The 23548-nt window shown below is 62.7% G+C and carries 22 protein-coding genes and 1 tRNA gene; 8 read left to right on the top strand and 15 right to left on the bottom strand.

The window, feature by feature from the left end; translation table 11 throughout:
- Positions 1-2 precede the first annotated feature (2 nt).
- The 4 genes from ACFQDI_RS04860 (at position 3) to ACFQDI_RS04875 (ending at position 5149) form a co-directional block, all read left to right on the top strand.
- On the top strand, positions 3-1115 hold the full coding sequence (locus tag ACFQDI_RS04860; protein ID WP_377163988.1) for a sensor histidine kinase: 1113 nt from the start codon (positions 3-5) through the stop codon (positions 1113-1115).
- Positions 1102-1779: a response regulator transcription factor gene (locus ACFQDI_RS04865; protein ID WP_377163990.1), complete on the top strand. Its 678-nt coding sequence runs from the start codon at positions 1102-1104 to the stop codon at positions 1777-1779. Before ACFQDI_RS04860 ends, ACFQDI_RS04865 begins: the two co-directional genes overlap by 14 nt.
- Before the next feature lie 118 nt (positions 1780-1897).
- Positions 1898-3892, top strand: coding sequence for a tetratricopeptide repeat protein (locus ACFQDI_RS04870; protein WP_377163992.1), 1995 nt, complete (start codon positions 1898-1900; stop codon positions 3890-3892).
- A 162-nt stretch (positions 3893-4054) separates the two neighbouring features.
- The gene (locus ACFQDI_RS04875; RefSeq protein ID WP_377163994.1) at positions 4055-5149 is read left to right on the top strand and encodes a sensor histidine kinase; all 1095 of its coding nucleotides are present in this window, start codon (positions 4055-4057) and stop codon (positions 5147-5149) included.
- A gap of 6 nt (positions 5150-5155) precedes the next feature.
- On the opposite strand, the gene ACFQDI_RS04880 is transcribed toward ACFQDI_RS04875, so the two are convergent.
- Genes ACFQDI_RS04880 through purL form a run of 3 tightly spaced genes read right to left on the bottom strand, consistent with a single transcriptional unit; the run spans position 5156 to position 9215 of the window.
- Complete coding sequence (locus tag ACFQDI_RS04880; protein ID WP_377163996.1) at positions 5156-6199, bottom strand: alpha/beta hydrolase; 1044 nt, start codon at positions 6197-6199, stop codon at positions 5156-5158.
- A 21-nt stretch (positions 6200-6220) separates the two neighbouring features.
- Positions 6221-6805, bottom strand: a complete 585-nt coding sequence (locus ACFQDI_RS04885; RefSeq protein ID WP_377163998.1) for a hypothetical protein — start codon at positions 6803-6805, stop codon at positions 6221-6223.
- Between the two features lie 22 nt (positions 6806-6827).
- A complete protein-coding gene (gene purL / locus ACFQDI_RS04890; protein ID WP_377164000.1) occupies positions 6828-9215 on the bottom strand; it encodes a phosphoribosylformylglycinamidine synthase subunit PurL in 2388 nt (795 codons plus the stop codon).
- 138 nt (positions 9216-9353) lie between these two features.
- Between purL and ACFQDI_RS04895 the strand changes: the two genes are divergently transcribed.
- The 3 genes from ACFQDI_RS04895 (at position 9354) to ACFQDI_RS04905 (ending at position 11776) form a co-directional block, all read left to right on the top strand.
- Positions 9354-10568: a Tm-1-like ATP-binding domain-containing protein gene (locus ACFQDI_RS04895; protein WP_377164002.1), complete on the top strand. Its 1215-nt coding sequence runs from the start codon at positions 9354-9356 to the stop codon at positions 10566-10568.
- 62 nt (positions 10569-10630) lie between these two features.
- Positions 10631-11224, top strand: a complete 594-nt coding sequence (locus ACFQDI_RS04900) for an LURP-one-related/scramblase family protein (protein ID WP_377164004.1) — start codon at positions 10631-10633, stop codon at positions 11222-11224.
- Positions 11225-11242: 18 nt separating this feature from the next.
- Positions 11243-11776, top strand: coding sequence for a hypothetical protein (locus ACFQDI_RS04905; protein WP_377164006.1), 534 nt, complete (start codon positions 11243-11245; stop codon positions 11774-11776).
- A gap of 17 nt (positions 11777-11793) precedes the next feature.
- Here ACFQDI_RS04905 and ACFQDI_RS04910 read toward each other — a convergent pair whose 3' ends face one another.
- The 12 genes from ACFQDI_RS04910 to ACFQDI_RS04965 all read right to left on the bottom strand — a co-directional run bounded on the left by ACFQDI_RS04910 (position 11794) and on the right by ACFQDI_RS04965 (position 23135).
- Entirely contained in the window at positions 11794-12093 is a 300-nt protein-coding gene (locus ACFQDI_RS04910; RefSeq protein WP_377164008.1) for a DUF167 domain-containing protein, read from the bottom strand.
- 140 nt (positions 12094-12233) lie between these two features.
- Positions 12234-14528, bottom strand: a complete 2295-nt coding sequence (locus ACFQDI_RS04915; RefSeq protein ID WP_377164010.1) for a hypothetical protein — start codon at positions 14526-14528, stop codon at positions 12234-12236.
- Positions 14529-14540: 12 nt separating this feature from the next.
- On the bottom strand, positions 14541-14894 hold the full coding sequence (locus ACFQDI_RS04920; RefSeq protein ID WP_377164011.1) for a DUF5615 family PIN-like protein: 354 nt from the start codon (positions 14892-14894) through the stop codon (positions 14541-14543).
- Entirely contained in the window at positions 14891-15145 is a 255-nt protein-coding gene (locus ACFQDI_RS04925; protein WP_377164013.1) for a DUF433 domain-containing protein, read from the bottom strand. Before ACFQDI_RS04925 ends, ACFQDI_RS04920 begins: the two co-directional genes overlap by 4 nt.
- A gap of 52 nt (positions 15146-15197) precedes the next feature.
- On the bottom strand, positions 15198-17354 hold the full coding sequence (locus ACFQDI_RS04930) for a BatA domain-containing protein (protein ID WP_377164015.1): 2157 nt from the start codon (positions 17352-17354) through the stop codon (positions 15198-15200).
- Positions 17351-17587: a hypothetical protein gene (locus ACFQDI_RS04935; protein ID WP_377164017.1), complete on the bottom strand. Its 237-nt coding sequence runs from the start codon at positions 17585-17587 to the stop codon at positions 17351-17353. Before ACFQDI_RS04935 ends, ACFQDI_RS04930 begins: the two co-directional genes overlap by 4 nt.
- Positions 17588-17652: 65 nt before the next feature.
- The gene (locus ACFQDI_RS04940; RefSeq protein ID WP_377164019.1) at positions 17653-18546 is read right to left on the bottom strand and encodes a DUF58 domain-containing protein; all 894 of its coding nucleotides are present in this window, start codon (positions 18544-18546) and stop codon (positions 17653-17655) included.
- A 173-nt stretch (positions 18547-18719) separates the two neighbouring features.
- Positions 18720-19721 carry an AAA family ATPase gene (locus ACFQDI_RS04945; RefSeq protein ID WP_377164021.1) on the bottom strand — a complete coding sequence of 334 codons (1002 nt, stop codon included), beginning with the start codon at positions 19719-19721 and terminating at the stop codon, positions 18720-18722.
- Positions 19722-19955: 234 nt separating this feature from the next.
- The gene (ispF, locus tag ACFQDI_RS04950; protein WP_377164023.1) at positions 19956-20432 is read right to left on the bottom strand and encodes a 2-C-methyl-D-erythritol 2,4-cyclodiphosphate synthase; all 477 of its coding nucleotides are present in this window, start codon (positions 20430-20432) and stop codon (positions 19956-19958) included.
- Positions 20433-20442: 10 nt separating this feature from the next.
- Positions 20443-21993 (bottom strand): histidinol-phosphatase, encoded by a 1551-nt coding sequence (locus tag ACFQDI_RS04955; protein ID WP_377164025.1) that lies wholly within the window; start codon positions 21991-21993, stop codon positions 20443-20445.
- A 3-nt stretch (positions 21994-21996) separates the two neighbouring features.
- Positions 21997-23043, bottom strand: coding sequence for a hypothetical protein (locus tag ACFQDI_RS04960; RefSeq protein ID WP_377164026.1), 1047 nt, complete (start codon positions 23041-23043; stop codon positions 21997-21999).
- Between the two features lie 17 nt (positions 23044-23060).
- A tRNA-Thr gene (locus ACFQDI_RS04965) sits at positions 23061-23135 on the bottom strand.
- 164 nt (positions 23136-23299) lie between these two features.
- Between ACFQDI_RS04965 and ACFQDI_RS04970 the strand changes: the two genes are divergently transcribed.
- Positions 23300-23506: a hypothetical protein gene (locus ACFQDI_RS04970; RefSeq protein ID WP_377164028.1), complete on the top strand. Its 207-nt coding sequence runs from the start codon at positions 23300-23302 to the stop codon at positions 23504-23506.
- Positions 23507-23548 lie beyond the last annotated feature (42 nt).

The following is a 23548-nucleotide window of genomic DNA, read 5'->3' on the forward strand; positions in this document are numbered from 1 at the left end:
ACATGGGAGCAACAGCCGCCGGCTATGAGCCGGAGAAGCAGACCCGGCTGGTGCGCCTGTGGACGGCGGCCACGGAGTCGATGCGCGGCCAGTCGGTGTGGCTCACCATCTCGGTGATGATGGTCGTCACGCTGGGCATCGGCTGGCTGGACAACATCACGGGCTTTGAGGTGACGTGGTTTGTCTTCTACGGCATCCCGATCTTTCTGGCGGTGTGGTGGGCGGGGAACCGTGCGGGGCTTTTCATAGCGCTGCTCTCCGGGGTGGTGTGGTGGCTGGCGAACATGAGCACGACGCCGTATGAGACGCAGCTGGGCTATGCGTGGGCGCTGCTGAACCGGCTGGTGTACCTGTGCGTGGCGGTCTTTGCGGTGAGCGCGCTGCGCCACAAGCAGGAGGCGGATGCGGCGCGCATCCAGATGCTGGAGGAGCGGCGGCAGCTGGAGCGGGACATTGTGAGCGTGAGCGAGCATGAGCAGCAGCGGATAGGCCAGGATCTGCATGACGGGATCTGCCAGCAGCTGGCGGCCATAGGCTGCGCGGCGCGAGTGCTGGCGGAGGACCTGCAGGCGCAGGGGGTGCAGGCGGCGCATGATGCGAGCCTGATCGAGGGATCTCTGAGGATGGTGGTGATGGAGGCGCGCAATCTAGCGCGGGGCATCTTTCCGGTGCATGTGGACCGCAGCGGGCTGGCGGCCGCGCTGGAGGACCTGGGGAAGATGATGAGCCGGCTGACCGGGATACCCATCGCTGTGACCGACTGCGTGGATGTGCCGCTGGATGCGCCGGAGGTGTCGATGCACCTGTACCGGATCGCGCAGGAGGCGGTGGCCAATGCGGTGAAGCACAGCGGGGCGACGGAGATCCACGTGGCGATGAAGCTGGAGGACGACCTGCTGGAGCTGCGCGTGGAGGACAATGGCAAAGGCATGCCGCCAACCGCACGCCTGAGGGGCGACGGGATGGGGCTGCGCACGATGCACTACCGCGCGCAGGTGCTGCAGGGGGGGCTGGCCATCGAGCCGCGCGCCCAGGGCGGAACCTCCGTGAGCTGCCGGGTGCAGCTAAAAGATCTCAATGAACTCAAACAACTCTATGAACATGAAGAAAACTGAAATCAAAGCGGCCAACAGCTACAAGGTACTCCTCGTCGAAGATCACCCGATGTTCCGCGAGCATCTGGGGCAGCTGATCAACCGTGACCTGGGAATGTCCATCTGCGGTGAGGCGGACAACATCCGTGACGCCATGAGGCTGATCCTGGAGACGAAGCCTGACATCGCGATTGTGGACATCACGCTGCACGGCTCAAGCGGGCTGGAACTGCTGAAGGACATCAAGGCGCAGGGGCTGGACATCAATGTGCTGGTGCTCTCGATGCATGACGAGGAGCTGTATGCCGAGCGTGCGCTGCGCGCGGGCGCCAAGGGATACATCACGAAAAACGAGGCCTCCACCGAGGTGATCGAGGCGATCCGCTGCGTGATGAAAGGGGACGTGTATGCGAGCCGCCAGATGACGGCGAAGCTGCTGGAGAGGATGACGCAGAAGCGCAGCAACTCGGAGCTGGCGGGCATGGAAACGCTGGCAGACCGCGAGCTGGAGGTGTTTCAGATGCTTGGGCGCGGCAAGAGTACGCGCGAGATCGCGCAGACGCTGAATCTGGGCGAGTCCACGGTGGAAACGTACCGTGCCCGCATCAAGGAAAAGCTGCAGCTGCGCAGTGCGGCTGAGCTGTACCTACGCGCAGGGCAGTGGGTGCGTGATCATGGGGCCTAATCGTTCTAAGTCATAGCTTTAGCCATGGTGGCGAACGACGCGACAGGGCATGTCTTTTGATGAAAGGAGGGCTTTCATCGCAAAATATTCGGTATCAGAAATTAAACTTACCGAAGCCATGTCCAAACGCCGACGCAGCAAACATACCAACGGTAAAACCGAGGCCCAAGCAGCCACGCCAACACCTGCCATCAACGCCCCAGCTCCTGAGCCTCTTTCAAGAGTGGAAAACAAAGGCGAAGAAAGTGCGCTGCCGGCACCGCGTGGTGCCGGGTTTGGGGTGCATGCGGCCGTGGTGGGGGTACTGCTGGGGCTGTGTGCGAGCTTGTACGTGTGGACGGCGGATTTTCCGATGGCGTTTGATGACCACACGTACCTGAAGGACAACCCGTTTTTCCGCAGTGGCAGCACCTTTGAGTATCTGAAAGACTTCAAGGAGTTTGCGACGCGTCCGGCCAGGATCGGGGCTGACCCGGACTATGCGGTCAATGCGATCATGCGTCCGGTCTCGTATGCGAGCTTCCAGATGAACTACAAGCTGGATGGGTTTAACCCGCACTGGTACCGGCTGGTGAATGTGGCGATCCATGCGCTGAATTCGGTGCTGATTTATGCGATGGTGACGGTGCTGCTGCGCCGCTCGAAGCTGTCTGCCGGGCTGAGGCGGAGCTCCGTGCTCTTCATCGCGGCTGCGTCGGCGCTGCTGTTTGCAGCGCACCCGCTGGCGACGGAGTCTGTGACGTACATCATCCAGCGCTTTACCTCGCTGGTGGTGCTGCTGTCGCTGACAAGCCTGTGCCTGCATTTTGCGTCTGTCTCTGTGGAGCGGAAATGGGCGCGGTGGCTGCTGCGCGGCGGGGCCGTGGTGTCGCTGCTGCTGGCCATGCAGACGAAGGAAGACGCCTTCATGATCCCGCTGGTGGCGGTGATGCTGGACTGGCTGGTGATGGGGGCGGGGCTGCGGAAGGCGGTCTTGAGGGGGCTGCCGCTGCTGCTGTGCATGCCGCTGATCCCGGTGCTGGTGTTTATGACGGCGGCGGCGCAGCGTGGCGGCTTTGACTTCAATGCGGCGATGAACATCGTGAACTCGCGGGACACGCCGCTGAACCACTGGCAGTACTTTGTGAGCGAACTGACGGTGATGACCCACTACCTGAGACAGATGTTCTGGCCGAAGGGGATGAACCTGGACCCTGAGTGGCCTGTCTATGGCTCGCTTTTCCAAGGGCCGGTGCTGATGGCGCTGGCGGTGCTGACCGGGATGGTGCTGACGGCGTGGGGGCTGTTCCGGCGGTTCCGGCAGGATGTGAGGTTTGTGATGGTGTTTGCGTGCGTGGCGTGGTTTTTTGTCACCATCTCGGTGTCGTCTGCGCTGACGCCGCTGCCGGACCTGGTGGCGGAGCACCGCTCCTACCTGCCGTCCATCGGCATTTTCATCCTGGTGGCCTGTCTGCTGGACTGGCTGAGGAGCAGCAGCAGCGGGGCGCGGGCGCGCATGATGCAGGTAGGGGTGCCGGTGCTGGCGCTAGCGTGCGTGGGGGCCCTGTCCTGGAAGACGTGCGTCCGCAACAACGTCTGGCGGACGCGCGAGAGCCTGTGGGAGGACACCGTGGCAAAGAGCCCGGGCAAGTACCGCACCTGGGGGAACCTGGGGGCGGCCTACTCTGACGCAGGCAAGAATGAGAAGGCGGTGCAGTGCTTCCGCGAGGCGCTGAAGGTGGAGCCGCGCTTTCAGAACGGGCTGCTGAACCTCTCCAACTCGCTGCTGAGGCTGAACCGCCCCAAGGAGGCGCTGGATACGACGATGCAGCTCATCAGCCTGGACAAAAACGCCACGACCAAGCCTCCTGTGGCCTTTACGCTGGGGCTGAGCCTGGCCGGGGTGGGGCGGTATGATGAAGCGGTGGCGGTCTTCCGTGACATTCTCCGAGCGATTCCGAACGATGTGCAGACTCACAAGGCGCTTGGGCTGGTCTATCACCAGACAGGGCTGCCGCACCGTGCGCTGGACCACTACCATGTGGCTGAGAGCGTGCAGCCAAACGACGCGCAGCTGAAGAATCTCATCCAGGCGGCTGAGGTGGCGCTGGCAGAGAAGGGCAGGCCGCGCTGAGACGGCAGGCAGGACGGCCAAGGCACGCCGATACCGGCACTGCTGGTGCAGTGCCGGCATGGTGGCGGCTTTTCGGCAGATGGAATTCCAAGCTTTCCGCCGGGAGAGGGAGTGGGTATATTGTTTTTAATATTCCATGATGTGCCACCTCCCGCCTCTCCCATGAAAGGCCGCGCTGTGAACAGCACGGATGGAGAGAGCCTGCCGGGGAGGGCAGGGAAGGCGGGGGCGCTGAGCGTCAGGATGCGTGCGAGCCCGTACTGGGTCTCGCTGCTGGTGCCCATTCTGCTGACGGCGGCGCTGGGGTGGCTGGATGAGGCGACCAGCTGGGAAATCAGCTGGTTTATGTTTTACGCCCTGCCCATTGTGCTGGCTGTGTGGTGGTCTGGCGTTGGCGGGGGCATGCTGGTGGCCATATTTTCCGGCGGGGTGTGGTGGGTGGCCAACAGATACTCCAACCCCTATACGACCCAGATGGGCTACGCCTGGGCCATGCTGAACCGGGAGTTCTATTTTTTTGTGCTGGTGTTTGCGGTGCATGCCGTGCGCAGCAAGCAGGAGGCGGACGAGGCCCACATCCAAATGCTGGAGGAGCGCCGGCAGCTGGAGCTGGACATCATCAGGGTGAGCGAGCATGAGCAGCAGCGGATAGGCCAGGATCTGCATGACGGGCTGTGCCAGCAGCTGGCGGCCATAGGCTGCGCTGTGCATGCGCTGACGGAGGATCTGCAGGCGCAGGGGGTGGCGGCGGCGCAGGATGCTGCGCTGGTGGTGGAGTCTGTGCAGCAGGCGGTGGCGGATGCGCGGGATCTCGCCCGGGGCATTTTCCCGGTGCATGTGGACGACTCCGGCTTCTCCGTGGCGCTGAAAGAGCTGGCGGGGAACACGAGCCGGCTGACGGGCGTGGCCATCGTCATCGAGGAAAGTGGCGAGATACAGATCGACAGCCCAAAGGTGGCGATGCACCTCTACCGCATTGCGCAGGAGGCGGTGGCCAATGCGGTGCGGCATGGCGGGGCGCGTGAAATCGTCATCACCATGAGCCGGTGTGGGGATGTACTGGAGATGCGGCTGGAGGACAACGGCACGGGCATGGCGGCGGACAAGGCGGCCATGGGGCGGGGCATGGGCCTGCGCACCATGCGCTACCGCGCGCAGAGTGTGGGGGCCAGCTTTGAGATCATGCCTGGAAAAGCGGGGGGGACGTGTGTGAGGTGCAGACTGAAGCTCTCGCCCCAGAGCGGCGCAGCGGCTTGAGCCGGATCAGCGGCGGACCCACGCGGAGACGAGCTTCTGGACTTCGGCGCTTTTTCGGAAGAAAACGAAGTGATCCTCTCCTGCAAATCGATGGGTGGTGACGTCCAGGCCGCCAGCCTTGAGCGTGTCGGCGTAGTCTGAGACGTACTCCCAAGGCACGCGGTCATCGCTGTCGCCGGAGAGGATGAGGACTGGGCGCGGATGAAGACGTGCGGCGAGCTGCGCAGGGCGGATGCGGCTGTGCAGCACGGCGGAGAGAAAGATGAGTGAGCGAAATTTGGGGCCTGCGGCTGACTCCGCAAGGCAGAGGCCTTTGCCGCCATTGGAGAGCCCCATGAGGTGGATCTGAGCGGGGTCGATGGCGGTGATGCCGAGCTCGTCTGCGAGCTGTGAGAGGAGCCAGATGTAGGCTTTGAAGTTGCCGCCGCTGCCGTGCAGGAAAACGAGTGCGGGGGTGGGCCGGGTGCGGTCCACTTTGGCTGGAATGTAATGGTAGTAATGGCCGTCGCGAAACTGGCCGAGGGTCATTTCGCTGTAAATGGAGGGCAGGGCGGAGCCTGCTGCGGTGAAGTCCGGATCTGCGCCGGCCTGGGCGTAGATGGCGTCTGTCATGGCGGAGAGCTCGCGACGCTGTTTCTGAGTGAAGAGGGGATCAAGAGCCGAAGCGACGGCATAGCCGAGATGGATCTGGTCGATCTCCGGCAGCACGGAGCCGATGGAAAAGCGGTCGTAGTGCCAGCCGCCGTCAGAATAGCGCGAGTGGATGCGCGAAGCCTCGGATGTGCGTGCGTCCGGTGTCTGCCAAAGCACCACGGCCGCCGCGATGCAGGCCGTGACGACGAAGATTTTCCCGAGCCGCATCTGCTGCGTGGAGCCGCGTTTATCCCCGATCCAATACAGCAGCGGCCCCAGACCGAGCAGTCCTGCGGCGGAGCTGAGCAGCGTGCCCTGCCAGGTAATGACACAGCACAGGCCAAAGAGGCTCAGGGGGACGGCGAACAGCGCCAGCATGAGTGCCAGGGATTTCAGAATGACCTGGGGGGAGAGCATGCAAAATCCCTTTCGAAAGGTTCAGGTCTTTGAAATCGAATCAATGATCGCGTCCCAGACCTTGGCGGCTTGTTCTTTGGAAAAGTCCGAGGGCGGGCTGTACGAAAGGTAGATGCAGTTGGTCTCGATGTTGGTGGCGATGTAGGCCGAGTAAAGCAGGCGTCGAGAGCCGTCCTCGAGCTTTTGGTTCAAGGTGGAGGCGATCACGGCATGGCCGCCCACAGTGCGCTTTTTCTGAGCCACCATCTCAAGCCCTGCTGCGGCCAGTTCTGCCTTGAGTCCGTCTTCGTGAGAGAACTTTTTCTGGTCTGCCAGCCAGCCCACATTCAGCGAGATCTTGCCCCAGACGTATCCCGTCTTGGGAAGATCGCCACTCTCCGCCGCAGGCTTGATCTCCTTGGGCAGCATCCAGTAGGTGTAGCTGTCCTCAAGCTCCAGCCCATTCGCGTGGACGTACTCTTTTGGCACGTCCAACTTCAGCGGCAGCGGCTGAAGCTGTCCGGCAAAGAACTCGTCAATGCCGACGGTCTTCATGGGCACATCTGCTGCGTGGAGCGACAGGGTGGTGCTCAGGATAAGAACGCAGGCTCTGAAGAACGAGTTCATATCATATGGAGCCCGGCTCGGATCAATAATACTTCACCAGACCGTCGCGCCACAGGGGCTTGAGCTGATCGACGGGGGAATCGATGAGGGTGGTGCCATTGTGGGAGATGTAGAGGTAGGGGTCGCGGGTGGAGTCGCCGATGATGACGAGGCCGGCGGCTTCGGCGGCGGCGGTGTGCTCGGGGGCGATCTCGATGAGGAGGCGGCCGGGTGTCTCGCCAAAGAGAAGCTCGGCGGTGGTGAGGCCGGAGGCGGCGGGCATCTTGTCGGTGGCGATGCGGAGGCCGGCTTTGCCGCTGAAGGCCATCTCGGCCAGGGCGACGGCGAGGCCGCCTTCGCCGATGTCGTGGGCGCTGAGGATGGCTCCCTGCTTCACGAGGTCGTAGTAGCGACGGTAGGCTGCGAGGCTTTCCACTTCGCAGAAGTCCGGGGCGGCATCGAGACCGGCACCACGGGAGTATTTGGCGAAGATGCTGCCGCGGAGGCCGGCGCTGGCCTTGCCGAGGATGGCGATCTTGCTGCCGACACGGCGCAGGGAAGCGCCGACGACGTGCTTGGCGTCTTCCACGATGCCGAAGCCGCTGACGAGCAGGGTGACGGGGATGGAGACGGGGCCTTCATCGGTCACGAAGTAGTTGTAGAAGCTGTCCTTGCCGGAGACGAAGGGGGTGGCGTAGGCGGTGGCGGTTTTGGCCATGCCCTTGGTGCATTCCACGAGGGCACCGAGCTCGCGCTCGCTGTCGGGGTTGCCCATGCAGAAGTTGTCCAGGATGGCGATGCGGTCGGGGTTGGAGCCCATGGCCACGAGCTGGCGCATGCACTCATCGACGACGGCGCGGCCCATGAGGTTGGGGTCGGTCTTGCCCCACTCAGGGAGGAGGGCGCAGGCCATGGCGACGAGCTGGTTGCTGCCATCCACGCGGATGACGCTGCCGTCCTGCGGCGCATCGCCGGAGGCTCCGGCAAGGGGCTTGAGGACGGTGTTGCCCTGCACCTCGTGGTCGTACTCGCGGATGATGGGCTCGCGGGAGACGATGGCGAAGTCTGAGAGGAGGGTCTTAAGGGTCTCGGTCCAGGATTCCGGACGCACGGGCACGGCGGGCTTGACGGCGGGAAGGGTGCGCCACTTGGCCTTCATCTCACGGCGCGGGGCCTCGTGGAGGGCGGCGACATGGAGATCGCACACGGTCGTGCCGTGGTGAAGGACCTTGAGGCGCTGGGAGCCGTCGGCCTTGGCGAGCACGCAGAGCTCGGTCTGATAAATGTCGGCCAGCTCCTGCATGGCCGGGAGGTCTTTCTCCTCGATGGCGATGACCATGCGCTCCTGGGATTCGCTGATGAAGACCTGCCAGCTTTCGAGGTCGGGGGCCTTGAGGGGGGCGTTTTCCAGCCAGACTTCGCCGCCGGTCTCGCGCAGCATTTCGCCTGCGGCGGAGCTGAAGCCACCGGCACCGCAGTCGGTGACGAACTGGATGAGGCCCTTCTCACGTGCGGCGAGCACGAAGTCGGCGGCCTTCTTTTCCTCGATGGGGTTGCCGATCTGCACGGCGGTCTGGTCTTCCTCGTGGGAGTCGGTGGTGAGCTCTGCGGAGGAGAAGGTGGCGCCCTTGAGGCCGTCCTTGCCGGTGCGGCCGCCTGCGGCGATGAGCAGGTGCCCGGGCTTTACCTCCTTGGCGATGTCCTTGATGGGGATGATGCCGGCGGTGCCGCAGAAGACGAGGGGATTGTAAATGAAGGTGTCGTCAAACTGGATGGCTCCGTTGACGGTGGGGATGCCCATGCGGTTGCCGTAGTCGCGCACGCCGCGCACGACGCCGCGCATGACGCCGAGGGGATGGATGACGTCCTTGGCCTTGATCTGGTCCTGCTCGATGTCGGGCGGGCCGAAGCAGAAGACGTCGATGGAGGCGACGGGCTTGGCGCCTTTGCCAGCGCCGAGGATGTCGCGGATCACACCGCCGAGGCCGGTATTGGCACCGGCGTAGGGCTCGATGGCGCTGGGGTGATTGTGGGTTTCCACCTTGAGGCACACGGCCTTGTCGGCGTCGAGGCGCACGAAGCCGGCATTGTCCTCAAAGGCGCTGAGCACGAAGTCGGGCTTGTTCTTGCAGATCTCCTCGGTGACGGCGCGGATGTAGGTCTTGAAGAGGCCGTCCACGGTTTCCTCCTTGCCGTCGAGCACGTGGGTGATTTTCGCGCCGAAGATGCGGTGCTTGCAGTGCTCGCTCCAGGTCTGGGCGATGACTTCCATCTCGACGTCCGTAGGCTCGCGGCCTTCGTCCTGGTAGATCTTCTGCACGGCCAGCATGTCGGCGCGTGAGAGCGAGAGCTTCATGCGCTTGGAGAGGTCAAGAAGCTGGTCGGCGTTGAGTTCGCGGAGGGGGATGGTGCGGAAAACGGCTTTGGACATGGATGGGAACCCCCTGACTAGGCGAGGAATCGGCCGGGTTCAATGGCGGAGGCTGAGGAAAATGCTGGGTGCAGGCCGGATAGGAGGAGGTGTGAAATGGTTGCTGTTCTTCCGGGCACTGCTTTTAATCGTGGAATCATGGCAACCATCGCAGTACTCGGCACGCTCGACACCAAGGGTCAGGAACACGCATACGTGGCGGAAATCATCCGCGCACGCGGGCACCAGACGCTCTTGATTGACACGGGCAGCGGGGAGGCGCCGCAGGTGAAGCCGGATGTGACGCGGGAGCAGGTGGCGGCGGCGGGCGGGGTGGACCTGGCGGGAATCATGGAACGCCAGGACCGTGGCGAGGCGGTGACAGCGATGGCGGGGGCTGCTGCTGCGTTTTTGTCCGCCCTGGTGGCCAGCGGCAAGGTGCAGGGGGTGATCTCGCTGGGCGGGGGCGGCGGCACGGCCATCGGCACGGCGGCCATGCGGGCGCTGCCGGTGGGCTTTCCGAAGGTAATGGTGTCCACGCTGGCGGCCGGGAATGTGGCGCCGTATGTGGGGACGAAGGACATTGTGATGTTCCCCAGCATCGTGGATGTGAGCGGGATCAACCGCATCTCGCGTGTGCTGCTGGCCCGTGCGGCGGGGGCGATCTGCGGCATGGTGGAAACGACAGTCCCTGCGGGCGAGGACAAACCGCTGATCGCGGCCTCGATGTTTGGGAACACCACCGAGTGTGTGAACAAGGCCAAGCAGATCCTGGAAGATGCGGGCTATGAGGTGCTGGTGTTTCATGCCACAGGCACGGGCGGGAAGATCATGGAGTCGCTGATCGAGAGCGGCATGTTTGCCGGAGTGCTGGACATCACCACCACGGAGTGGGCGGACGAACTGGTGGGCGGCATCCTCGGGGCGGGGAAGACACGGCTGGATGCCGCAGGCAAGGCGGGCATCCCCGCGATCATCACGCCGGGCTGTCTGGACATGGTGAACTTTGGCGAGCGCGCCAGTGTGCCAGCGAAGTTTGAGGGACGCACCTTTTACATCCACAACCCGCAGGTGACGCTGATGCGCACGAACGCCGCCGAATGCGCGGAGCTGGGGCGCATCCTGGCGGAGAAGGCGAACGCCTACAAGGGACCGGTGACGGTGCTGCTGCCGCTGAAGGCGATCAGCATCATCAGCGCGGAGGGCAAACCGTTTCATGATTTCGAGGCGGACATGGCCTTGTTTGCCGCCATCCGTCAAAACCTGCGGCCTGGGATTCCGGTGGTGGAGGTGCTGGACGAAATTAACTCTCCAGTGTTTGCAGCAGCGTGTGCGAATACCCTGCTGGGACAGCTTTCACGGGTCGTGGGCTGATTGCAATTCTGCGCCTGTTATATCATTGCAAGCTTGAATCGGCCGACCACCGTCGCGGCCTCATGTACTTTCCACTTAACTTCCGCTTCAAGCTTCTGACGTTCACGCCGGAGATTGACGTGACCGATGCCTATGGCGGCACGATTTGCCATGTGCGGCAGCAGTTTTTCCGTCTGCGGGAGAAGGTGGATGTGTTCGCGGATGATTCGGAGAGGACCCTGCTGGCGACGATTGAGGCTGACCGCATCATTGACTGGTCGGCGCGCTACACGTTCAGAGCTCCCGATGGGCGGGAGCTGGGCGCGGTGGGCAGGCGGGGGATGAAGTCGCTCTGGAAGGCACATTACGATGTGTTTGCACCGGGTGCGCAGACGCCCACGTTTGTCATTCAGGAGGCGAATCCCTTTGTGAAGATGCTGGACGGGCTGGTGGGTGAGATCCCCATCCTGGGCATTTTCACCGGCTATTTGCTGCACCCGAGCTACATCGCCACGCGTGGGGAGGGAGGCGAGCCGGTGCTGAAGCTGACCAAGAAGCCGGCGCTTTTGGAGGGCCGCTTTGAGCTGACGCAGGAAGGCCCGGCAAACGAGGGGGAGCAACTGGCGCTGCTGCTGTCTTTCCTGATGATGAATCTGCTGGAGAAGCAGAGGGGGTAGCTCATACATTCAGGCATTATGAAATCAGTGCTGCGACTGTTGGTCTTGGTTGGAGGTCAAATCGTGGCCGTCCTGCTGCTGGCCCGTATTGTGCGTTGCAAACCCGATTCATCAGGAGCTGTCAGTGTTCATCTTTGGGCTGCATGCGCTTATGGCCTCCCGGCGCTTCTCGCGTTTTTAGGCTGCCTTCGTTTTGTACATTTGCCACCTGCGGGTTTGCGGGGGCGGATTCTCAGCATCGTTGTGTCACTGCTCTGCGTGTTCGTTGGTTTTGCCGCGAGTCTTGTTGTCCTGCAGCAGAGCGACATGTGGCTCACGGCGCGTTACATCCAACATATGCAGGCTCAGCTTCGGACCGACGCACGTTTCAAGGATGTACGTCTGATCGGTTACAGCAATGACTTCGTCCTGTTTCCCTACATTCCTGTTGGAGGAAGTGTGGCGAGTGAGGAGGACCTTGCTGAACTCAAAAAGAGATTACAGACGTCAAATCCTCCAGCTTATACAGCTGCTGGCAGGCATCTTGTACGGAAGGTGTCGGTCGATCAGTAGTTCCTCGACTTTCACGATTACTTTGGCAGGCGCTCAAGCATCACCGCAGGCAGTTCCACCGTCTTCTGCCTGCTTGATGTGCCGCGGAGGAAGGTGATCTGGCCTTTGGGGCAGTCGAGGGCTTCGGCGAGGAAGCGGATGAGCTCGGTGTTGGCTTTGCCGTCCACGGGCGGGGCGTGCAGTTTGAGGAGGAGGACGGGGCGGCCTTTTTCATCGGCGGTCCATCCGGCGAACTCGGATTTTTTAGCGTTGGGGGTGACGCGGACGGCAAGCTGGGCGCGGTCTGTGGAGATGTTTTCGGAGATGTGCTTTTTCATGGGCTGGCCGGTTTTTGAATGCCGCCATTTTCAATGTGCATGGGGTGGGTCGTCAAATCATGCGGCTTCGAAGAGCTTGCTGCCAGGGTGTTTGCGGAGCGCTGATGGACGGGCGGGCTGACGCCACACCCATCCTGCTATCAGACGAGCTTGAGGCGTTTGCGCATGAGCCACTCGATGGTGAGGAGGAGGATGGCGGCGCTGAACCACCACCAGCTGGACCAGAGGATGGTTTCCTTGGTGATGACCTGCTTGCGGTCAATGCTCTGCAGGAGGCCGGGGAGGTCGGTGGCGGCCTGCTCCTCGCGCAGGAAACGGCCGCCGCTGTTGGTGGCCATGGTTTCGAGGAGGGTGCGGTTCATGGTGAGGGTGGCCCACTCGGGATTTCCGGTGTCGGAGACGTGGAGGGAGAGGCGGGCATCACTGCGCGGGGCGCTGGGGCTTTCCGCGACGGCGATCTCGTAGGTGCCTGCCTTGAGCGGCGGGGTGAGGGCGCGGTAGATGCCCACATGCGTGGGGTCGGCTTCGAGCTGCAGGGTGGCCACCTCGGTGCCTTCATGCAGGAGGTAGGCACGAGGCTGGGCATCGGTGACGATTTCACCTTTGTCATTGCGCACGCGAACGCGGATTTCCGAGGCTTCGCCGGGGGAGTAGCGCAGGCGGTCGGTACCGAGCGAGATTTTTTTCTGATCGATCTGGAAGGGCGGGGCGGCGATCCAGGCACCGAGCTGCATCCAGAGGCGCTGGTGGTAGAGGTCCGCGACCTGGAAGCGCCAGCGCCAGAGCTCATCGGTACCGAGATAAAGCACCGCGCCAGCTCCCACCTGACGGAAGACGATGGCGGGCTGGTCGGCGGTGGCGAGGGTGACGGCGGCGGGGAGAGGCTCGACATTGGAGTGCCAGTTCACCTTGGAAAGCGTGGGCCAGAGGGTGGCATTGGCGCTGGGGCTGTCGCTGAGGCGCAGGGCGTCGAAGCGCTGGCCGTCGGTGGTGAGGGCCAGGCTGGCTGGAGTGATCTTGGTGCTGCGTGAGTTGAACCGGACAGGGATGAGTGGGGCGGTCTTGCCCTGAGCCCAGTCGTGGAGTTTGCCGCGCTGGCCGTCGATCATGATGAGGCCGCCGCCGCGTTTTTCGACGAACTCTATGATCCAGTCGAGACATTCGGGGCTGAGGCGGTTGAGCGAGACTTCGCCGAGGATGATGAGGTCGTAGCTGAGGAGGTCGTCGCGTGTTTTGGGGAAGTTCTTTTGCAGGGTGCCGGCGGCGGCGTTGTCGGCCATGTCATCAAAGATGAGGGTGGCCTGCCAGCGTTCGTCGCGGTCGAAGTGGTTGTGGATGTAGCGAGTCTCCCAGCGCGGGCGGCCGTCCATGATGAGGACCTTGCGCTTCTTTTCCAGGAGGTGGATGGAGAGCTCGCGGGCGTTGTTGGAGCGGGTTTTTTCGAGTGCGGCGCGGTCGCCGCTGGCGGAGATGAGGATGTTGACGTTGCGGAGGGTTTTGTCGCGCTGGCCGGGGGCGGGTGGAGGGAGCTCTGAGACGGGGAAGGTGAAGTCGAAACCTTTTTCGCCTTTGCCAGTGGTGGTGAAGTCCTTTTTCCACAGGACTTTGCCCTGGCTTTCGATGCGCACGCTGGCGGGGATGTCTGAGGGCATGCTGTCATTGACGGTGAGACGGCCCTGAAAGTTTTCCTTGGAGAAGACGGACTCCGGCGCGGTGACGGTGAGGAGGGAGAGGTCTGGAGGAGGCACCTCGGTGCCGAAGCCGATGGCAAAGACGGGAGTGCCCCCGGACTTGAGAGCGGTGCTGAACTCCTCGGGGGAGCCGGAGGAGTTGTGCTGGCCGTCTGAGAGCAGGACGAGCGCGGTGCCTGCGGTGGCGGGGCCGAGCGCGGAGCGGAGAGTCTGGTCGAGATTGGTGATGGGTGCGGTGGCCGGGAGATCGAAGCTGACGGGCATTTCGCCGGAGGTGTCCTTGCCGCCCTGGCGGTACCACCAGAGGCGCTGGGTGTTCATACCACGAAGTGCCACGAGCTCGACGTCCTGGGTTTCCGCGAGTTTTTTGAGCAGCGGGGTGGCTCCTTTGAGCAGGAGATCCTCGGCGCGCTGAAAGCGGGCCTTGGACGTGCCTGCGGCGGCGCCGGGGGCCTCGTCTGTGAGCTGCATGCTGGCGGAGCTGTCCACCGCGATGACGACGCGGCCAAGCTGCCGAAGGGTGGTGACGTGGCGGAGGATGGGGCCGGCCAGAGCGAGCACAAGAATGAAGACCGCGAGCGAGCGCAGGATGGCGGGCACCTGTGCGGCGCGGCTGCCCACATACTTGAGCTCCCGGCGGTAGAGAAACCACATGAGTGCGGCGAGCCCGAACGCGAGCACGAGCACCGGTAGCGGCGGGTAGCCGCCGGTGAAGCGCAGGGTGGTTTCGGTGACGGAGGGCATGCGGTTGGAAGATCAGGCGATGATTGAGACGCGCTGGCGGTCCAGTTCTACGAGGGTGCAGGTCTGCAATGCGGTGGCAATGGCGGGGAGGTGCTGCTCGAACATCTGCCGGGTGTCTTTCAAACCCATGTTTCCGGTGCGAAGCAGCACGAGCTTCCACGGGCGGCCATGCAGGAGGTGCGAGTAGTAAAAGTCGGTGTCCTTGGTGACGACCACCCGCTGTTCAGCCATGGAGACGCTGTTGAGGATGCCATCACGAGAGGCGTTCTGATCCGGGAGATCCAGAGTGTGAATGGCTTCGTGCCCTGCCGCCGCAAAGACACGGCGCAAACCAGGAGGCAGGTGGGCATCGAGCAGAAACTTCATGCCGCGACAAGCTGCCAGCTGCGAAGTTTGAGGGATTGATTGGCGAACTCAATGCAGGCGCGCAGGTCATCGCGTTCCAAATCAGGAAACTCTGCGAGCACTTCTTCAAAAGTATCACCGCTTGAAAGGTACTCCAGCATGGACTCCACCGGATAACGAAGGCCACGAATGACAGGTTTGCCATGGCAGACCTCGGGATCAATGGTGATCCGGGAGAGCAGGGAGTTGGTGGGTGGAGCAGCAGCGTTCATGCTGTTAAATACGATTTTTAGATTGGTGTTTCAATAGGTCGTTAAGCCAGTTTCAGCCCCTGGCGATGTGCTGCTGGAGCAGGACTTCGGCGAAGAGGAGTGCGAGTAGGAGGAGGAGCAGGGGCTGCCAGAGCTCGCTGCCGTGGCGGCGGGTGCGGTCGAGGGCCTGGTAGGCGGGGAGGGTATCAGCGTAGGCGGCGTCGTAGCGCTGGGCGATTTTTTGGATGTCTGCGGGAGGCAGGGCTTTGAGGCTGGACTCGGTGCCGTCGATGTTGAAGGCAAGGAGGGTGGTCTTTTCCGTGCCGACTTTCTGCAACTGGTAGATGCCGGGCTGGGCGATGGGAGGGCTTTGGACGAAGACGGAGTCGCCTTCCTTGGCGGACTTGAGGGTCTGGGTCTGGCCGGTGGGATCGCGCAGGGTGAACTCTGAGCCGAGTTCGGCTTTTTCGAGCGGCAGGCGCAGGGTGGTGCCGACGAGCTGCCAGGCGGGAGCATTGCCGACGGTGGCGAGGTAGGTGGTGAGGCGCTGCATGAGCGGCACGAAGAAGGGCTGCAGCGGGAGATTGCTCCAGGCGGCATTGGCCGTGGTGGCGGCGGCGATGACGCGGCCACGGCCGTGCTTTTTCTCGACCATCAGCGGCACGTTGCGGTCGAGATTGAAGATGCGCTGCACCTGATCTCCCTGCGGGGTGAATTCAAACCAGTGGCGGAACTCGGCGTCCTGCAGGCGGCCGGCACGGGCGTCATTGAAGTAGAGCGCGGCGGGGTGGGTGAAGCGCTGCATGAGGATGCGCGCGGGCAGGGCGTCGGAGTCGGCGCGGGCCTGGCCTTTGATGGCGGCGGGGAAGGGGCCTTCGCCTTTGCGGAAGAAGTCGCGGTTGTACCAAGCGGTGTCGCAGGCGGGGCCGGCGAAGACGAGTAGGCCGCCGCCTTCTTTGACAAATTTGTCGATCTCATTCTGGATGTGGCCGGGGAGCTTCTCCACGTCTGCCATGATGATGACCTCCTGCTGTCGGAGGTCTTCATTGCGCATTTTGCGCAGATCCATTTTCTTGGTGCGGATGAGATCCTTCAGGGTGGCGGCGGCGACGGTGTGGGGCTCCAGGGCGATTTCGAGGAAGTCGGTGGCGCCGCTGAGGGGCTCTTTGCCGGGGCTGCCGTCGATGAGCAGGACGTTGAGCTGATTGCGCACCTGCACGATGGAGTGAAAGGCGTTGTCATCGGCGAAGCTGTCGCCTTCGAGGCGGACGGAGAGGGAGTGGTCGCCGACTTTGTCAAAGTCATGGGTGAAGGAGAGCACGGCCTCGCCTTCGGGAGCGAGGGAGACGCGGGCGGTGCGCAGGCGGGCGCCGTCGGCCTCGAGATGCACCGGAATGTCCTGCCAGGGGCGCTTGCCGTGGTTTTTGATGCGGACTCGCAGGCCGATGGGCTGGGACTCTGCGGCGACGAGTGCGGAGATGTCTGCGCTGGCGATGCTGAGATTTTCCGCGAGATCGCTGCCGATGCGGAAGAAGGTGATCTGGGGGCGGGGCTCCTGCTTGTTGAGGGTTTCGAGAGCGGGAAGTGCGGCACCGTCTGCGACGGCCTTCCAGTCGGCCTCCTGAAAGTCTGAGAGGACGACGACTTCGCGCGCGGCATTGGGGGAGTCCTTCAGCGCGGAAGTGGCGGCCTGAAAGGCGTCATTGGCCGCCAGCGGGCCGGACATGGAGGGGACTTCGCTGAGCTGCTTGGGGACGAGGTCGAGGTCCGTGGTGGCCTGATCGAGGAGCTTGCGAGGGCTGCCGCCGGAGAGGACGACCTGCGCGCTGGAGCCGTCCGGGAGATCGGTGAGCATGGTCTGCAGGTCCTGGCGGGCCTGCTGGATGACGGTGCCGCCGGGCAGGGTGGTCTGCGCCGCGGGCGCGCGCATGGAGAAGGAGTCGTCCAGCATGACGACTAGGGAGGAACTGCCAAGGCCGAGAGAGCGGAGCGCGGTAATGACGGGACGTGCGAGGCAGAGAGCGAGCACGATGGGGATGGAGATGCGGATGATGAGGAGCAGGAGCTGCTCGAGCTTCATTTTGCGCTTCCGCTGGCGGATGACCTCATGCAGCAGGTGCATGGCCCCCCAGCGCACGGTGACGACCTTCCGCTTGTTGAGCAGATGGATGATCAGCGGGATCAGGAAAGCCGCTGCGCCAAAAAGGAGAATGCCGTGAAGGAAACTCATCCGATTGGCGATTGCAGATTGTGAGTGGTGGACTGCTGCGAAACGATCCGGTGGGCGTTTAACCGGGTCGTTATGCGCGCGTCAATTTTGCGGATCAAACGCTGCGAGAAAAAGATCAGAATCAAAAGGGCGGAGTTTATCACCCAAGCGATCAGGTCTCCTTCAAACAAGGGTGACGAATTGGAGAGGAACTGGCAGGCTTTAATTGTGGCAGCCCCGCCGAGAACAATCATGACGAAAAGCAGAACACATCGAATGATGCATCTGATCCACCAAATCTTATGATAGGTGAGAGGCTTCATCGCATTCTCAATGATAAATAATTCCGCAGCGCCGCAGAGTGCGATTCGTCAGTCGGCAGGCTCAAGTAATCGACCTGGTGTTTGCGGAAGCCGTCCTTGAGCTGTTCGGCGAATTTCTGCTGGGCTTCGATGTAGCGGAGGCGGATGGTGGCGGGGTCGAGGAGGAGGAAGTCGTCGTTGTTTTCGAGGTTTTCAAAGCGTGCCCAGTTGCCGAAGGGAAAGTCGATTTCGTCGCGGTCCCAGAGCTGGATGGCGATGATCTCGTGGCCCTGTTTGCGCAGGACACCGATGGAGCGCAGGAGGGCTGCGGGGTCGTCGAAAAAGTCGCTGATGAGGATGACGAGGCCGCGGCGCTTGAGGCGCTGGGCGAGGGACTCGACCACCGGAGCGAGGCTGGTGTCCTTGCCGGGCTCGGTCTTGACCATGGTCTCCAGCAGGAGGTGCAGGTGGGTGATCTTGGTGCGGCAGGGGATGATGTCGCGGACTTTGGAATCGAAGGTGATGAGGCCGACGGCATCCTGCTGGCTCATGAGCAGGTAGGCGAGGGAGGCGGCGAGCTTGCGGGCGTAGTCGAACTTCTGTACGCCTTTCTGGCCGCGGTAGCCCATGCTGCCGCTGGCATCGAGCACGACGGTGGCGCGGAGGTTGGTCTCTTCATCGAACTCGCGGATGTAGAAGCGGTCGGTGCGGCCAAAGATCTTCCAGTCGAGGCGGCGGATTTCATCGCCCTGCACATAGGGGCGGTGCTGGCGGAACTCGACGCTGAAACCCTTGTGCGGGGAGGCGTGCTGGCCGGTGGTGAAGCCCTCCACGACGGTGCGCGCAAAGAGCTGCAGGGCCTGCAGGCTGGTGATGTCTTCGGCGTGGAGGATGTCTGACAGGGAAGCCACTGGGGGGAGGGATTAGGGAGCGGCGGGGGGGGCGTGGAAGAATGACGAATAACGAAATCCGAATGACGAATAAATGACGAAGGGAGAATGACGAAGATCGAGCATGAGGTGCATGATTCGGGCTTCGGGCTTATTTCGTCATTCGGGTTTATTCATTCGGCATTGGCCTGGCCTTAGAGCACTCGCGCTTCGCTCTTCTTGGTCCGCTTCACGAGTTCGGCGATGATCTGGTCAACGGTGATGCCTTCGGCTTCGGCGTGGAAGGTGGGGACGAGGCGGTGGCGCAGGGCGGGGGCGGCGAGGGCTTCGATGTCGTCGGTGGTGACATGGGTGCGGCCCTGGAGGAGGGCGCGGACTTTGCCGGCGAGGACGAGCATCTGGCTGGCACGCGGGCCGGCGCCCCAGCTGAGCATGCTTTTCACATACTCGGAGGCATCAGGCTCGGTGGGGCGGGTGGCGCGGACGAGGTCGAGGACGAAGTCGATGACGTGATCTGGCACGGGGACTTTGCGGGCGAGCTGCTGGGCGGCCTGGAGCTCCTCGGCGGTGATGACGGCTTCGATCTCCTGCGTCTCGCCACCGGTGGTGCGGGCGATGATCTCGCGCTCGTCGTTGCGGGTGGGGTAGTCCACTTTGATGAGGAATAGGAAGCGGTCTTTCTGCGCCTCTGGGAGCGGGTAGGTGCCCTCCTGCTCGATGGGGTTCATGGTGGCGAGCACGAAGAAGGGCTTGGGAAGCTCGTGCGTGACCTGGCCGACGGTGACGTGCTTTTCCTGCATGGCCTCCAGAAGGGCGGCCTGGGTCTTGGGCGGGGTGCGGTTGATTTCGTCTGCGAGAATGATCTGGGAGAAAATGGGGCCCTGCTGGAAGACGAACTTGCGGCGGCCGGTCTCGGCATCCTCCTGAATGATCTCGGTGCCGGTGATGTCTGCGGGCATGAGGTCAGGTGTGAACTGGATGCGGCGGAAGCTGAGGTGCATGGCGTCCGCGAGAGATTTGACGAGGAGGGTCTTAGCCAGGCCGGGCACGCCTTCGAGGAGGCTGTGGCCGCCGGCGGCGATGGCGATGAAGACCTGCTCAATCACGGCCTCCTGCCCGACGATGCGTTTGCCGAGAGCGGCTTTGAGCTTGTTGTAACCGGAAACGAGGGCGGCGGCGGCTGCGGAGTCGGACATGGGGGGGATGACGAATGAAGGCGTGAGAAATCGGCGGCACAAAGCGTCGTGGTGAACACGAGGACGGAGCATGAGTTCTTTCCACTCTTGCAAACAAGGTGGCAAGAAGACAAAATTCTTTCGGCCAGGGGGCTGGCTGAGCCTGAATAGCGGTCGTGGCGGACGAGAAATCTGCAGCTGCGTTTGTGCGCGCTGGGAGATGGTCGGGCTGCCGCCACAACCGTGCTACGAGGGTCAGATCTTGCTGAGGCAGGCGACGGCCATGGCGGCGATGCCTTCCTCACGCCCGACGAAGCCGAGGCGCTCGTTGGTGGTGGCCTTGACGCCGACCTGGTCTGGCTGGATGCCGAGAGCGGTGGCGATGTGCTGCTTCATCGCGGCGGCGTGGGGTTTGACCCTGGGGGCTTCGGCGATGAGGGAGGAGTCCACGTTTTCAATGCGCATGCCTTTTTCTGCGGCGATCTGGGCGCATTTTTCGAGGATCTTGAGGCTGCAGATGCCCTCGATGGAGGGATCGCTGGGCGGGAACCAGTAGCCGATGTCGGGCTCTCCTAGGGCGCCTAGGACGGCGTCTGCGATGGCGTGGCTGAGCACGTCCGCGTCCGAGTGGCCTTTGAGGCCGCGCGAATGCGGGATGGTGACGCCGCCGAGGACGAGAGGGCGGCCTTCTTCAAAGGGATGTACGTCGTAACCGATGCCTGTGCGGACCATGGGGCGGAGATCAGGCGTTGTGGTCGGCGGCTTTCTTCAGACTGGCAAGGACATCGGAGATGGGGAGATCGATGCGCTGGCGGTTGAGGAAGTAGCTGACGTTTTCGTAACCGGCTTCGGTGAGGTGGTTGAGGGCGGTGACGAAGTGTTCGCCCACGCGGTTGGAGCGGTGGGAGTCTGAGCCGACGACGACGGGGATCTTGCGTTCGGCCATCATGCGGAGCATTTCGAGGCCGGGGTTCATCTCGGAGTAGCTCTTGTTGAGGCCGGAGGTGTTGAGCTCCATGGCGATGCCGGTGGCGGCGATGCGGTCAAGAGCGGTGGCGACGGTGTTTTTGACGATGGCAAAGCACCAGGAGTCGGGATGGTAGTTTTTGACGAGGTCCGGGTGTGCCAGGGCGTCGTAGAGGCCGGATTCAGCGGACTTGGCCAGATGGTCGAAGTAGATGCGGCGGAAGTTTTCGATGGTGCCGGTCTCGAACTTGTTGAGGTATTCCTTGGCCTGCCAGTGGACGGCGCCGAGGACGTAGTGGAAGTCGGCACGCTGGTGGAGGCCGGCGATGTATTCCTCACAGCCGGGGAAGAATTCGCTCTCGATGCCGAGGCGGATGTCGAGCTTGCCCTTGTAGGCTTCAGCGGCGCGCTGGACAAGGGCGACGTAGGTTTCGAACTCGCTTTCGGCCATGCGCACGGAGGGCCAGAAGCCGTTGGGCATGGGGCAGTGGCAGGTGAAGATGATGCCTTTGAGGCCGGCCTTGAGGGCCTGCTGGGCATATTCTTCGGGCTCTCCCCAGGCATGTTTGCACAGCGGGGTGTGCATGTGGGAGTCGTAGAAAAGCGCGCCTGACTTGGTGGGGCCAGGAGGGGGCAGCGGGAGCGAGGACAGCACTTTGACCGGAGCGGGCGCAGGTGCAGGAGCCTCTGCGACGACAGCCGGGGCTGCGGGCGTGGGCTCGGGTGCCTTGGCTGCCGGAGCAGGCTTGGCGGGTGCCGGGGCGGGCTTGGCAGGTGCGGGCGGTGCCTTGGCTGCGGCGGCTGGTTTGGCTGGCGCTGCCGGGGCTTCTTTGGCTGCTGGTTTTGCTGGCGCTGCTTTGGTTGCTGGCTTGGCAGGAGCAGGTGCAGGTTTGGCCGCGACGACGGGCTTGGTTTTGGCGGGCGGGGCTTTGGCTGCGGGTTTCTTTACCGCTGGCTTTGGCGCCGGGGCTTTCTTAGCTGCCTTTTTGGGGGCAGGCTTGGGGGCAGGCTTGGGGGCAGGCTTGGGGGCAGGCTTGGGGGCAGGCTTGGGGGCAGGCTTGGGGGCAGGCTTGGGGGCAGGCTTTTTGGGAGCTGCCTTTTTAGGGGCGGGCTTGGGAGCAGGCTTTTTGGCCGGTGCAGTCTTTTTAGGAGCGGCTTTTTTGGGCGCAGGCTTGCTGGCGGGTGCCGGCTTCTTTTTGGTCAGCGTTTTTTTGGCTGGCGCGGGTTTGGCCTTGGACCTGGAGGCTGCGCTGTTTTTGGACTTTGTCGCAGCAGGCCTGGCCTTGCCTTGGGCCGCCTTTTTCGTGTTTCGTGTAGGTTTGCTCACAATCTAGCTCCTGGTTCCGTGCAATATCAGCCATCCTTTGCCTTCGACTTCTGCTATCCGTGCGTTTTTACCGCTGCCCGTAGGGCCTGGAAAACAAAGTCGTAGGGTCAAAGGAACATCTTTCCAGTTTCCGGACTGCAGTTGCTGGAGAAGAGGCTCAAATTTAGGATCTTTACGATCGAAGTAGGCATAAACGACTTCATTTCCGTCGGGATGCTTGATTTCGAGGAGTTCGCTGCCCATCGGTGCGGCCTCGGGGGGGCTGGTCTGGGGCCTGGAGGCGACGACGCGGAAGAGGGTAGGGGAGGTGGGCTGGCTTTTGATGAAGCTGCCCCAGTCGGCCTCGCCATAGCGGACGGAGCTTTCCCAGTCCACCCGGAAGCTGCCGTCTGGCTGCTCTTCGATGATGAGGCTGACGGGGTCGGCATTGGCCAGGACGGCCTGTGCGTAGCCGAGGCGATAGCCCTCTTCCTCGACGGGCAGGACCCAGCCCAGGCTCTTCCACTGAAGGGGAGTGTGGGGGTGGATGCGGTAGTACTGCTGCATCAGGGGGCGGACACGCTGGGGGTCGCGTGAAAAAGCGAGCTGCTGGTCGATGCCGACGGCTTCAAAAAAGCCACGGAGCGCGATCTCGATCCGGGGTCTTTTGCTCTCGATGCCCTCGATGGCGGAGGGGGGCGGGGAGCTGGGAGCCATGAGCTTGAGGGTGCTGGACTGGGAGGTGCCAGAAACTGGGGTCGAGGTGACCTCCGGGATGGTGCCCGCGGGGGTGTTGGGCTTATCGGAGGCTGGGTCGAGGAGGGAGGGCTGCGCCTTGGCATTGCCAGACCAGCGCGGCTGCTGTTCGCTCTCATAAACCGACTGGGCATAGTCAGGATTGACCCGGGCGGACTCCCAGAGCTTGGCCATCACGACCCTGACGACAGTGGCGATCATGATCACCAAAGCCATGCAGCCGAGAATGGTGGCAACAGCATTGATCATGGCCTCCCGCCGCCGGGCTCGGCTACGGCGCGGCGGATCATTGTCGGCGATGCTCGGGTTGGTCATGGCAAACACGCGTTTGGTGGAGCCGAAGGCGGGATTTGAACCCGCGACCCTCGCATTACGAATGCGATGCTCTACCACTGAGCTACTCCGGCGTGAACGTGTGACTGTAAGACGTTTATTATATAAGGGGTGCTAAGACCTTGTCATTTGCTTTCTTTAGCAGGTTGAAAAAATCATGTCTTTATATGAGGAGGGCTGATTCTGGCAAGGTGCAGCTGGTGCTTGAATCTCCGGGAAATCGACTGATCAGTCCTGCATGACCAGCCAGCCCATCACCGCACAGCCCGGGACGCCCTATGGTGAATTCCTTGCCGAGCAGGAGGAAATTCAACGGCTGAAGTGGCTGGCGAGCGAGCGCGAGGGGCACGACATCGGCTTTGAATATGCGCTGAATGACTGGGCGAAGAACCACCGTGCGGAGTGGCGCAGCATGAGGAACCAGATGCTGCGGCAGCAGGACTGAGCTGATTTTTGCCAGGCTGGCGGGCAATATATGGGTGGATGG

Source organism: Prosthecobacter fluviatilis, from assembly GCF_042655725.1.
Lineage (GTDB): Bacteria > Verrucomicrobiota > Verrucomicrobiia > Verrucomicrobiales > Verrucomicrobiaceae > Prosthecobacter > Prosthecobacter fluviatilis.